This window comes from Geodermatophilus sp. SYSU D01176 (assembly GCF_054050015.1).
Genome location: NZ_JBJGYN010000020.1, coordinates 70,553 through 82,886 on the forward strand (window position 1 = coordinate 70,553; position 12,334 = coordinate 82,886).

At 75.8% G+C, this 12,334-nt stretch carries 8 protein-coding genes; 5 read left to right on the forward strand and 3 right to left on the reverse strand.

Translation table 11 applies throughout. From position 1 onward, the window contains the following. Positions 1 to 146: 146 nt before the first annotated feature. Both ACI78Z_RS12895 and ACI78Z_RS12900 read left to right on the forward strand, forming a co-directional pair. A complete protein-coding gene (locus ACI78Z_RS12895) occupies positions 147 to 2,708 on the forward strand; it encodes a SpoIIE family protein phosphatase (protein WP_457036934.1) in 2,562 nt (853 codons plus the stop codon). Positions 2,709 to 2,864: 156 nt separating this feature from the next. Continuing rightward, a complete protein-coding gene (locus tag ACI78Z_RS12900; RefSeq protein WP_457036935.1) occupies positions 2,865 to 4,280 on the forward strand; it encodes an amidase in 1,416 nt (471 codons plus the stop codon). A gap of 235 nt (positions 4,281 to 4,515) precedes the next feature. Here the strand turns inward: ACI78Z_RS12900 and ACI78Z_RS12905 are convergent, their stop codons facing one another. Together ACI78Z_RS12905 and ACI78Z_RS12910 are read right to left on the reverse strand one after the other, a co-directional pair. Further along, the gene (locus tag ACI78Z_RS12905) at positions 4,516 to 9,459 is read right to left on the reverse strand and encodes an NAD-glutamate dehydrogenase (protein ID WP_457036936.1); all 4,944 of its coding nucleotides are present in this window, start codon (positions 9,457 to 9,459) and stop codon (positions 4,516 to 4,518) included. Positions 9,460 to 9,511: 52 nt separating this feature from the next. Continuing rightward, complete coding sequence (locus ACI78Z_RS12910; RefSeq protein WP_457036937.1) at positions 9,512 to 9,880, reverse strand: phage holin family protein; 369 nt, start codon at positions 9,878 to 9,880, stop codon at positions 9,512 to 9,514. Between the two features lie 187 nt (positions 9,881 to 10,067). On the opposite strand from ACI78Z_RS12910, the gene ACI78Z_RS12915 reads away from it, so the two are divergent. After that, the gene (locus ACI78Z_RS12915; protein ID WP_457036938.1) at positions 10,068 to 10,466 is read left to right on the forward strand and encodes a thiol-disulfide oxidoreductase DCC family protein; all 399 of its coding nucleotides are present in this window, start codon (positions 10,068 to 10,070) and stop codon (positions 10,464 to 10,466) included. Positions 10,467 to 10,540: 74 nt separating this feature from the next. On the opposite strand, the gene ACI78Z_RS12920 is transcribed toward ACI78Z_RS12915, so the two are convergent. Then, positions 10,541 to 10,723: a hypothetical protein gene (locus ACI78Z_RS12920; protein ID WP_457036941.1), complete on the reverse strand. Its 183-nt coding sequence runs from the start codon at positions 10,721 to 10,723 to the stop codon at positions 10,541 to 10,543. On the opposite strand from ACI78Z_RS12920, the gene ACI78Z_RS12925 reads away from it, so the two are divergent. Next, complete coding sequence (locus ACI78Z_RS12925; RefSeq protein ID WP_457036939.1) at positions 10,667 to 10,927, forward strand: TetR family transcriptional regulator C-terminal domain-containing protein; 261 nt, start codon at positions 10,667 to 10,669, stop codon at positions 10,925 to 10,927. The two genes, ACI78Z_RS12920 and ACI78Z_RS12925, sit on opposite strands and share 57 nt — an antisense overlap. 54 nt (positions 10,928 to 10,981) lie before the next feature. Further along, entirely contained in the window at positions 10,982 to 12,166 is a 1,185-nt protein-coding gene (locus tag ACI78Z_RS12930; protein ID WP_457036940.1) for an AAA family ATPase, read from the forward strand. Positions 12,167 to 12,334: the final 168 nt, after the last annotated feature.

Below are 12,334 nucleotides of genomic sequence, written 5' to 3' on the forward strand. Positions count from 1 at the left end.
TCATTGCGCCCAACCGAGAGGGCATGGCATAACTCTGGGGACGCGTCGGCCCGAAGAGCGTGGCCGCCTGCGGCCTCGGGCACCCCCGGCCGGGCGTCGACTAGCGAAAGGTACCGGTGGAGGGATCCCCGCGGCAGCGCGACGCCGTGCGCGCGTCCGACCTCGAGTCGGCGGCGGAGGCGCTGCGCGGCGACCTCGCTCGCACCCGCGCCGCCCGCCGCCTCCGCATCGCGCAGAGCGTCTCACCCGCCGTCGACCGGCTGGTCGAGCTCGCCGCCCGCCTGCTCGGTGTGCAGGCCGGCCAGATCTCCCTGCTGGACGACGTGCAGTCCGTCGCCGGGGTCGCCGGGCTGCCGCCGGGCAGTGCGACCCGCGAGACCGGGCTGGCCGACACCCCTTGCACGCTCGCCGCGGCCGACACGCGGGTGCTGGCCATCCCGGACGCCCGGGCCGACGAGCGGGTGCGGCACCTGCCGCAGGTGAGCGGCGGGCTCGTCGTCGCCTACCTCGGTGCCCCGCTGACCGACGGCGAGGGGCACGTCGTCGGCACGCTGTGCGTGTTCGACCCCGTGCCGCGGGAGTGGTCGGAGACCGACGCCGCGACGCTGCGCCAGCTCGCCGCCTCGGTCGTGACCGAGCTCGAGTACGCGGCGCTGACGGGCGAGTACGAGCGCCAGCACCTGCGCTGGCGGCTGGCCATGGACGCCGGCGGCGTGGGCACCTTCGACTGGGACCTGCGGTCCGGCGAGCTGGTGTGGGACGACCCGTTGATGGGAGTGTTCGGCTACACCCCCGCGGACTTCGACGGCACGATCACCGCCTTCAACCGGCGGCTGCACCCCGACGACCTGCCCCGCGTCAGCGAGGCGCTGCGTGCCTGCATCGACCTCTGCGGCGACTTCGAGGCGGAGTACCGGGTCGTCCGCCCGGACGGCGAGACCCGCTGGGTGCAGGCCCGCGGGCGCGCGCTGGCCGGCCCCGACGGGACCGCCGTCCGCCTGCTCGGCGCCGCGTACGACACCACCGAGGACCGCACCGGCGACGTCCGCGTCACCCGGGTGCTCGAGGCGATGCCGGCGGGCTTCTACTCGCTGGACCCCGAGTGGCGTTTCACGCACGTCAACGCCGAGGCCGAGCGGCTGCTGGGCCGCAGTCGCGAGGAACTGCTCGGCGAGGTCATCTGGACGGCGTTCCCGGCGACGGTGAACAGCGTCTTCGAGAAGAGCTACCGCAGCGCCGTCCGGTCGGGGCAGCCGGTCCACTTCGACGCGCACTACCCCGCGCCGCTCAACGGCTGGTACGAGCTGCGTGCCTGGCCGACCCCCGAGGGCCTGTCGGTCTATTTCATGGAGGTGACCGAGCGGAAGCGGGCCGAGCGCTCGGCGCAGCGGCTGGCGCTGCTCGCGCAGGTCAGCGCGGAGCTGGCCGGGACGCTGGACGCGCAGGCCGCCACGAGCCGGCTGCCCCGGTTGATCGTCCCGGGCCTGGCGCAGTGGTGCATCGTCACCGTGGTCGACGCCGACGGGCGCCCGCGGGACGTCGGCTGGTGGCACGACGAGCCCACCGCCCGGGCACTGGTCGAGCGCTACGCCGCCGTCCGGCTGGACGCCATGCCGGCCACCTCCCCCGTGGCCCGGGCGCTGCTGGCCGGCGAGGCGGTGCGCGCCGGTGCCGCGGAGGTGCGGCACCTGCTGCCCTCCGGCGAGGCGCGGGACCTCCTCGACGCGCTGGCGCCCGGCTCGGCGGTCTGCCTGCCCCTGCGCGGCCGCGGGCGCACCCTCGGCGTGCTGACCCTCTACTCGGCCCCGAGCGACCCCATGTCCCGCGAGGACCTCGCCACCGCGCAGGACGTCGCCGACCGCGCCGGCCTGGCCCTGGACAACACCCGGCTCTACGCCCAGCAGCAGCAACTGGCCGAGGGGCTGCAGCGCAGCCTGCTCACCGAGCCGCCGGAGCCCGACCACGCCGAGATCGCCGTCCGCTACCTGCCCGCCGTCGAGGCCGCCCGGGTCGGCGGCGACTGGTACGACGCGTTCCTGCAGCCCAGCGGGGCGACGATGCTGGTCATCGGCGACGTCGTCGGGCACGACACCGAGGCGGCCGCGGCGATGGGGCACCTGCGCGGGCTGCTGCGTGGCATCGCCACCTACAGCGACGCGCCGCCGGTCGAGGTGCTGCGCGGGCTGGACGCCTCGATGGCGGTGCTGCAGACCCACGTGCTGGCGACCGCCGCCGTGGCCCGCTTCGAGCAGACCGACGACGAGCGCCGGCGCGGCCTCTCCCGGATGCGCTGGACGAACGCCGGGCACCTGCCGCCGCTGGTGATCAACCCCGACGGCAGCGTGGCCGAGCTGGCCGCCTGGAAGGGCGACCTGCTGCTGGGCGTCGACCACGAGGTCGAGCGCCGGGAGTCGGTGGTGACCCTGGACCGCGGGTCCACGGTGCTGCTGTTCACCGACGGTCTGGTCGAGCGGCGCGACGCCGACCTGGACGCCGGGATCGTGCGGTTGCGCGAGGCGCTGGCCGAGGTGGCCCACCTGCCGCTGCAGCAGCTGCTGGACGAGGTGCTCGAGCGGCTGGTCGACGGCCGGCCCGAGGACGACGTCGCGCTGGTCGCCGTCCGCCTGCACCGCCAGGACCGGCCCCGCCCGGCCGAGGCGGGCCCGCAGGACGTCCCGGACGTCGTCCCCCCCGACCCGGCGTCCTGACCTCCAGAGGTGAGCCGCCCTGCGAGGCGGCTGAGGAGTGGGGGCCGGAGGCCTCCGCGACGAGGGCCGGGGAGGGCTCCGCGCAGACCGGGGACGGCACGTGGTCACGGTGCGGTCCGGAAGGACCGCGGTGTCATCGCGTGTCAGAGTTCCCAGGTGACCACCACCGATGAGCTCTGCCTCCTGCCGGCGACCGAGCTGGCCGCGCTGATCCGGTCCCGGCAGCTGTCGGCCCGTGAACTGACCGACGCCTGCCTGGAGCGCATCGAGCGGCTCGACGGCCGGGTGAACGCGGTGGTGACGCGGGACGCCGAGGGCGCCCGGGCGGCCGCCGACGCCGCCGACGCCGCGCTGGCCGCCGGCGCGGACGTCGGCCCGCTGCACGGGCTGCCGGTCGCGCACAAGGACACCCACGCCACCGGCGGCATGCGCACCACCTGGGGCTCTCCGCTGGCCGACACCGTGCCGGCGGACGACGAGCTGGTGGTCGCCCGGCTGCGCGCCGCGGGCACGGTGCGGGTCGGCAAGACCAACGTGCCGGAGTTCGCCGCGGGCTCGCACACCTTCAACCCGGTCTTCGGCGTCACCCACAACCCGTACCGGCACGGGCTGTCGGCGGGCGGCTCGAGCGGCGGCGCGGCCGCGGCGCTCGCGGCGGGGTTCGTGCCGGTCGCCGAGGGCAGCGACTTCGGCGGCTCGCTGCGCAACCCGGCGGCGTTCTGCAACGTCGTCGGGCTGCGGCCCACGCCGGGGCGGGTGCCGACCTGGCCGGCCGCGATGGGCTGGTCGCAGATGTCGGTGCAGGGCCCGATGGGGCGCACCGTGGCCGACGTCGCGCTGGTGCTCTCGGCGATCGCCGGGCCGGACCGGCGGGTGCCGATCTCCCTCGACGACCCCGGCGCCCCGTTCGCCGCGCCGCTGCCCGAGCGGCTGGACGGGCTGCGCGTGGCCTGGGCGCCGGACCTCGGCGGGCGGGTGCGGGTGGACCCGGCCATCACCGCGGTGCTCGCGGAGAGCGTGGCCGTGTTCGAGCAGCTCGGCGCGACCGTGGAACCCGACTGCCCCGACCTCTCCGGCGCCGACGACGTCTTCGGCACGCTGCGGGCCTGGGTGTTCGACGCGACCTTCAGCGACCTGGCGCGGCAGCACCCGGACCGGCTCAAGGAGTCGATCCGCTGGAACGCCTCGCTGGGGGCCGGGCTGACCGGCGCCGACGTCGCCCGCGCCGAGATGGCGCACACGGCCCTCTACGAACGCGTGGTGGCCTTCTTCGACCGCTACGACATCCTGCTGGCGCCGACCACGCAGGTGCTGCCGTTCCCGGTGGAGGTCGAGTACCCCACCGAGATCGACGGGGAGCCCCTGGCGGACTACCTGGCCTGGATGCGCTCCTGCACGCTCATCACCCCGACCGGCTGCCCGGCGCTGTCGGTGCGGGGCGGGTTCACGCCCGACGGCCTGCCGGTGGGGCTGCAGGTCATCGCGCCGCCGCGGGCCGACCGCCGGGTGCTCGAGGTCGGGCACGCGTTCGAGCACGCCACCCGCTTCGGCGAGCGCCGTCCGCCTCTCTGACCGCGTCTCGGGCTCTCTGGCCCTGACGCTAGAGAGCCGTAGACGCCGCTCGACGCCGTCCTCGCCTCACGGTCCCCGTCCGCGCGCTGTACCGCGAGGACGGCGACCACACCGCGAGGCAGGTGGTCCGCACAGCCTCGCCACCTCGTCGACCGGCGTCCCGGCTCTCTGGGCTCGACGCCAGACACGCGTAGCCGCCGCTCACCACCGAGATCGGCGGTGGGAGCCGGGAGCGTCACGTGCGGCGGTGCAGGCCGCGCAGGGTCCGGACGGCGACCAGCAGCTCGGCCAGCTCCTGCCGCTCCCCCGATGCGATGTCCACCAGCTGCGCGGCCGCCCGCTGCTGCGCGCCGTCCCAGCCGGACACCCAGCGCTCCACCAGCGCGCCGGCGTCCTCGGCGTCCCCCGTCCGCCCGGTGAGCACCTCGGCGGTGAGCGCGGCCTGCTCGCCGGTCAGGTCGTCGCGCAGCGAGGCGCGGGCCATCGCCGGCCAGCGGCGGTCCCGCGGCAGCGCCACGACCAGCTCCCGCAGCGGCACCAGCGCCAGCCGCTCGGCCACCGCCTGGTGCACCTGCCCGGCCAGCTCGATCGGGGCGCCGGTGCGTTCGGCGACGACGGCCAGGTCCAGCGCGGCCGGCAGCAGGGGCGCCGCGGCCACCTCCGCGGCCAGCGGCTCGGGCACGCCGGCCCGCCGCAGCCGGTCGGTCCGCTCGGCGAACGCGGCCGCCTCGGCGCCCAGCAGCCACGACGGCAGCCCGGCGCGGACCGCCGCCACCGGTGCGCCGAACCGGTCCGTCACCTCCCCCACGGGGGTCGACCGCTCGGCGGTCAGCTCCGGCAGCCGCAGCAGCCAGCGCGCCGCCCGCTCGGCCAGCCGCGTCGCCTCCGTGCGCAGCTCCACCTGCGTGGTCGCCAGCACGCGGTTGTCCAGCGGGCGGACGGCGTCCCACAACCGGTCCACCTCGAACACCGACCGGGCCACCGCGTGCGCCCGCACCACGCCGGCCAGCGGCACGCCGGTCTCCTCCGACAGCCGGAACAGCCCGGTCACCCCGGCCACGTTGACCGCGCGGTTGGTCAGCGCGGTCGCGATGATCTCCCGGCGCAGCGGGTGCCCGGTGACCGCGGCGGGGAAGCGGCGGCGCAGCTCGGCCGGGAAGTAGCCGACCAGCAGCTCCTCCAGCGCCGGGTCGTCGGGCAGGCCGGAGGCCAGGACGGTGTCACCGGTCTCGAGCTTGGCGTAGGCCAGCAGCACCGACAGCTCGGGGCCGGTGAGCGCGTGCCCGTCGCGCCGCCGCTCGAGGAGCTGGCGGTCGTCGGGCAGGAACTCGACGCTGCGCACCAGCCGGCCGGAGCGCTCCAGCGCGCGCAGGAACCGGGAGTGTGCGTCGAGCAGGCTGCGCGCGGAGGTCGTCTCGACGGCGAGGGTGGCGTTCTGTGCGTGGTTGTCGGTCAGGACGGCGACGGCGACCTCGTCGGTCATCTCGCCGAGCAGCGCCGCCCGGCCCTCGGCGTCCAGCTCCCCGGCCTCGACCACCCGGTCCAGGGCGATCTTGATGTTGACCTCGTGGTCGGAGGTGTCCACGCCGGCGGAGTTGTCGATGGCGTCGGTGTTCACCCGGCCGCCGTGGAGGGCGTACTCGACCCGGCCGCGCTGGGTGAGACCGAGGTTGCCGCCCTCCCCCACGACGCGCACCCGCAGGTCCCGGCCGTCGACCCGGACGGCGTCGTTGGCCTTGTCCCCCACGTCCAGCGCGCTCTCGGTGGAGGCCTTGACGTAGGTGCCGATGCCGCCGTTGAACAGCAGGTCGACCGGCGCGAGCAGCACCGCGCGGATGAGCTCCACCGGCGAGAGGGTGTCGACGTCGTCGGCGAGGCCCAGCGCCGCCCGCATCGGCTCGCTGACCGGGATGGCCTTCGCCGTCCGGGGCCACACGCCGCCGCCCGGGCTGATCAGCGCGGGGTCGTAGTCCGCCCACGACGAGCGCGGCAGGCCGAACAGCCGCCGCCGCTCGGCGAAGGAGGTGGCCGCGTCGGGCGTGGGGTCGACGAAGACGTGCCGGTGGTCGAAGGCGGCCACCAGCCGGATGTGCTCGGACAGCAGCATCCCGTTGCCGAAGACGTCGCCGGACATGTCGCCGACGCCGACCACCGTGAAGTCCTGGCTCTGCACGTCCAGGTCGAGCTCGCGGAAGTGCCGGGTCACCGACTCCCAGGCGCCGCGGGCGGTGATGCCCATGGCCTTGTGGTCGTAGCCGACCGAGCCGCCGGAGGCGAACGCGTCGCCCAGCCAGAAGCCGCGCTCGAGCGCGACGGCGTTGGCCAGGTCGGAGAAGGTCGCCGTCCCCTTGTCCGCGGCGACGACGAGGTAGGTGTCGTCCCCGTCGTGCCGGACCACGCGCTCCGGCGGGACCACCTTGCCGTCCACCAGGTTGTCGGTGAGCGACAACAGGGCGCCGATGAACAGCCGGTAGCAGGCCTGCCCCTCGGCGAGCCACGCGTCGCGGCCGGCGCTCTCCGGCGGGGGGGTGCGTACGACGAAGCCGCCCTTGGCGCCGGTCGGCACGATGACGGTGTTCTTCACCATCTGCGCCTTGACCAGGCCGAGCACCTCGGTGCGCAGGTCCTCGTGCCGGTCGGACCAGCGCAGCCCGCCGCGGGCGACGGCGCCGAAGCGCAGGTGCACGCCCATGACCCGGGGCGAGCTGACCCACACCTCGCGGGCCGGCCGGGGCTCGGGCACGTCGGGCACCTCGGCGGGGTGCAGCTTGAGCGCCAACGGGCCGCCCGCGTAGTACGTCGTGCGCTGGGTGGCCAGGACGGCGGCGAGCATCGCGGTGAGCACCCGGTCGGCGTCCAGCGACTCCACCTCGCCGATCGCCTGCCGCAGCGAGGCGGCCAGCTCCTCCTGGCGCGTCGCCCGCCCGCCGTCCCGGCCCGGGGAGAAGCGGGTCTCGAACAGGGCCACCAGCCGGGCGACGACGTCGGGGTGGGCGGCCAGCGTCGTCTCCACGTACCGCTGGCCGAAGGGCAGGCCGGCCTGGCGCAGCCACTGCACGTACGCCCGGGCGACGGTCACCTGCCGCCAGTTCAGCCCGGCCAGCAGCACCAGCGCGCCCAGGCCGTCGTCCTCGGCGTCCCCGCGCCACACCGCCGACAGCGCCTCGGTGAACCGCTCGGGCAGCGAGCCGGGGAAGGGCAGGTCGCCGGCCGGCGCGGTGAGCCCGAAGTCGTAGATCCAGGCCAGCGGGGCGCCGATCCGGTCGATCTCGTAGGGCCGCTCGTCGATGACGTCGACCCCCAGGTGCTGCAGCACCGGCAGCACGTCGGACAGCAGCAGCCGCTCCCCCACCCGGTAGACCGCCAGCCGCGGCTCGGACGACGACGCCCCCGACGGCCGGCGCAGCACCAGGCCCAGCTCCCCCTCGGCCAGCCCGTCGAGCCGCTCGAGGTCCTCGACGGCGGTGGTCGCCGGGAAGTCCTCCTGGTACACGACGGGGAAGGCGTCGGCGACCCGCGCGAAGCGGCGCTCGGCGTCCGCGCCGTACCGCGCCTTGAGGGCGTCGGCCAGCTCGTCGGCCCAGCTGCGGACGACGGCGGCCAGCGCGTCCTGCAGCGCGGGGACGTCGACGTCGGCCAGCGCGGGCCGCCCGCCGCGTGCCACCGGCGGGCGGACGACGAAGTGCAGCCGGGCCAGCACCGACTCGGTGACCCGGGCGGTGTACTCGATGCTCGTGCCGCCGAGCCGCTCGAGCAGCAGCTGCTGCACGCGGGTGCGGACCTCGGTCGTGTACCGGTCCCGGGGCAGGTAGACGATCGCCGACCAGAACCGGCCGCCGGGGTCGCGGCGCAGGAACAGCCGGGTCTGCCGGCGCTCCTGCAGGTGCAGCACGGCCAGCGCGACCGGCAGCAGCTCGTCGGTGCCGACCTGGAACAGCTCGTCGCGGGGGTAGGTCTCGAGGATGTCGAGCAGCGCCTTGCCGGTGTGGCTGTCGGCCGGGACGCCGGAGCGCTCCACGACCTCGGCAGCCCGGCGGCGGATCAGCGGCACCTCGCGGACGGTGTGCGCGGCGGCCGCCGACGGGAACAGGCCGACCAGCCGGTGCTGCCGGGCCGGGCCGCCGTCGGCGCCCGGCAGGGTGACGGTGACCAGGTCGAGATAGGCACGGCGGTGCACCGTGGAGCGGGCGTCGGCCTTGGTCACCGCGAGCAGCGTCGTGCCCGGCGCGGCCTCGGGGACGGTGGCGATGTCGGCGTCCCCCCGCAGCACGCCCAGGCCGCTGCCGGCGACCGGGCGGGCCGTCGTCCGGCCCCGGGTGCGCACCAGGTCGACGTCCCGGGCGCCGAGCAGCACGAAGTTGCCGTCGGTGAGCCAGCGCAGCAGCGCCGCCGCCTCGGCAGGGTCGTCGGCCGGGTCCTCGGAGTGCTCCGTGCCAGCTCCCGGCCCGACCCCCCGCACCAGCCGGTCGGCGAGTTCCAGGACGCGGGTCCGCAGCCGGTCGGCGTCCTCGTCCACGGCCCGGACGTCGGCCAGCACGGTGCGCAGCCCGGCGACCAGGTCACCGGTCGCCTCGTCGTCCAGCGGCCCGTCCAGGACGACGGCCATCCAGGACTCGGCGAGCGCGTCGGGGCCGCAGGCGCCGGGCTCGGCGCTGTCGCAGAACGCCCGGATCCGGCCGGCCACGTCGCGGCGGAGCACCAGCACCGGGTGGACGACGTGCTCCAGGCGGAAGCCCTGCCGGACCACCTCGGCGGTGACCGAGTCGACCAGGAAGGGCATGTCGTCGGTGACGACGAAGACCATCGAGCGGGGTCCGGCGCCGTCGCGGGCCGGGAGCTGCTGGACGTCGACGGTCGCCGACCCCTCGGGGCGGACCTCGGCCAGCCGCAGGTGTCGCAGCGCCAGCGCGGCGAGGTCGGCCGGGTCCTGGTCGAGGACCTCGGCGGCCGGCTCGCTCCAGTAGTAGCGGCGCATCAGCGCCGGGACGTCGTCGGCGCCGCAGCCGGCGGGCAGCCCCGGGCCGCGGGCGAGCGCCTCCTGGGCGGCCTGCTGCAGCAGGCGGTGCTTGTCGTGGGTGGCCGCCTCCAGGGCGGCGAGTTCGGTCGCGGCGGCGGGCGTGCCGTCGTCCGCGGGGGCCGGTACCGGGATCGCCGGGACCGTGCCGGTGGTGCGGGCCATCCACTGACGCTAGTCCCGGACGGTGCCGGTCGTCACGACGACGCGGCCGGTGTCAGCGCCGCTGCGTGAGCTGGTCGGCCACCCAGCCGCCGATGGCCAGCAGCAGGCCACCGACGATCGCGGTGCCGAAGCCGTCGACCTGCAGCCGGTCGGTGATCGCAGCGGTGATGCCGAGCAGCGCGGCGTTCACGACGAGCAGGAACAACCCGAGCGTGACCAGCACGAACGGCAGCGACAGCAGCCGCAGGACCGGCCCGACGACGGCGTTGACGACCGCGAAGAGCAGCGCGATCCAGAGATAGGTGCCGGGCTCGCCGAGCGGCCCGTCGGGGTTCGGGATCACCTCGATGCCGTTCAGCAGGTAGGCGACGCCGTAGAAGACGGCGGCCATGAGGACGACCTTGACGAGGAACCTCAGCACGCCGGCCACGCTAGTGGCGGCGCCTGTCAGCACCCTGTGTGCCGCCGTCTCCGGGGCGCCCCGCGTTCGGTCGAGACGGCGCCAGACGCTCACGGGGTTTCCGCAGCCCGTCCCGGCGCGTCGTCGCGTGTCCCCGGAAACGGGCCCATGATCGACGGGGAACGCGTACTGGCGAGAGGTGGAGACCGTGCACAGACCGGCCCTGGTCTACGACGGCGACTGCGGGTTCTGCACCCGCTCGGCCGGCGTGGCCCGGCGGGTGCTGCCCGCCGACTGCGCCGTCGTCCCCTGGCAGGGGGCGGACCTCGCCGCCGTGGGCACCACCGCGGCCCGCGCCCAGCGGGAGGCGCTGTGGGTGCCGCGCACCGGTGCGGTCGTCGGCGGCGCCCGCGCGGTCGCCGCCGCCCTGCGCGAGGCCGGGTCCGGGTGGGCGCTGCTGGGCCGGCTGCTGCAGCTGCCGCTGATCCGCCTGCTGGCCGACGTGGTCTACCGCGTGGTGGCGGCCAACCGCATGCGCCTGCCCGGGGGGACGGCGGCCTGCGCCCTCCCGCCACGTCCGGAGGCCGGGGAGCAGCCGGCCGCCTGAGGCATCGGCCCACGGCCCGCGGGGAACACCCGGACGAGGGTGTCGGGAGGAGACCGCGGCCGTGACAGCGCGGCTCAGGTCGGCGGGAAGGCGCCCGCGACCAGGTACAGGCCGAGCAGGAGCAGCACCCACGCGACCGCCTCGCCCGAGGCGCGCGACAGCCAGCTCTCCAGCCGGGTGAGCGCCGGCGTGAGCCGCTCGTGCAGCGTGACGCGCGCCTGGCCGAGCTGCGCGACCGGTCGGCCGCCGAGCTCCACGAGTTCTGCACCCAGGTGGTCCAGGTCCTGGTCGCGGAGGGGGCGGCGCGCGCCGACGTCGACGTCGACCTCGAGGGCGAGCGGCTGCACGCCGTCCTGGACGGGCTGACCGTGCACGCCGTGACCCGCCCGTCGGCGCTGCCGCCCGACCGGGTCCGCGAGGTGCTGGCCGCACACCTCGCCGCGCTGCGCGACACGCCCTAGCAGGCTCTACCGACGTCTACGGTCCGGCCTAGACGAGGCCATACGGTGCTCGACATGGACCCCGTGCGGAACCCGTACGCCCCCGGCGCGGGGCAGCGCCCGCCCGAGCTGGCCGGCCGGGACGGCGAGCTGTCGGCCTTCGACGTCGTCCTGGAGCGGATCGCGCACGGCCGCCCGGAGCGCTCGCTGGTGCTCACCGGGCTGCGCGGGGTGGGCAAGACGGTGCTGCTCAACCAGCTGCGCTCGGCGGCGATCAGCCGCGGCTGGGGCACCGGCAAGATCGAGGCGCGGCCGGACCAGTCGCTGCGCCGGCCGGTCTCCTCGGCGCTGCACATGGCGCTGCGCGAGCTGCGGCACCCCGACCAGGAGTCGATGGACGCTGTCCTGGGGGTGCTCAAGGCGTTCGCGCTGCGGCAGACGGCTGACGCGAAGGTGCGCGACCGCTGGCAGCCGGGCATCGACGTCCCGGCGTCGAGCGGGCGGGCCGACTCCGGCGACATGGAGATCGACCTGGTCGAGCTGCTCAGCGACGCCGCGGGGCTGGCGGCCGACGTGGGCAAGGGCGTGGCGCTGTTCATCGACGAGATGCAGGACGTGCAGAGCGACGACGTCTCGGCGATCTGCGCGGCCTGCCACGAGCTCTCCCAGCAGGGCGCGCCACTGATCGTGGTGGGCGCCGGGCTGCCGCACCTGCCGGCGGTGCTGTCGGCGTCGAAGAGCTACTCCGAGCGGCTGTTCCGCTACCTGCGCATCGACCGGCTGGACCGCGCCGCCGCCGACCGGGCCCTGCTCGCACCGGCCGAGCGGGAGGAGGTCACCTTCGAGCCCGAGGCGCTCGACGCCCTCTACGCCGCTGCCGACGGCTATCCGTACTTCGTGCAGGCCTACGGCAAGGTGACGTGGGACGTCGCCGCCGCCTCACCCGTCACCGCCGCCGACGTCGCCATGGCCGCGCCGGTCGCCGAGGCCGAACTGGCCGTGGGGTTCTTCGGCTCCCGCTACGACCGGGCCACCCCGGCCGAGCGGGAGTACATGCACGCGATGGCCGAGCTGGGCGGGCCGAACGGGAGCGCGGTCGCGACGTCGGAGGTCGCGGTCTCGCTGGGCCGCAAGCCGGCGTCCCTCTCCCCCGCGCGGGACTCGCTGATCAAGAAGGGGCTGGTCTACTCCGCGGAGCGCGGCCAGATCGCCTTCACCGTCCCGCACTTCGGCCGGTACCTGCTCAGCCACCCCGACTGAGAGGACCTCCTGCCCCTGGTGCTCGGTGCGCTGGTCGCCTGGTTCGTGCGGGTGCCGCAGACGGTGATCCCCGAGGCCTTCGAGCGCACCCGGACCTGGACCGGTGTCAGGACCACCCTCGGCTCCCCTCGTCGCCCACCCCGCTGCTACGCGCCGGCGCGTAGCAGC

Coding starts and splice junctions, on each gene's coding strand:
- ACI78Z_RS12905 (WP_457036936.1), bottom strand. CDS start 9,459: ATGGCCCGCACCACCGGCACGGTCCCGGCGATCCCGGTACCGGCCCCC.
- ACI78Z_RS12930 (WP_457036940.1), top strand. CDS start 10,982: ATGGACCCCGTGCGGAACCCGTACGCCCCCGGCGCGGGGCAGCGCCCG.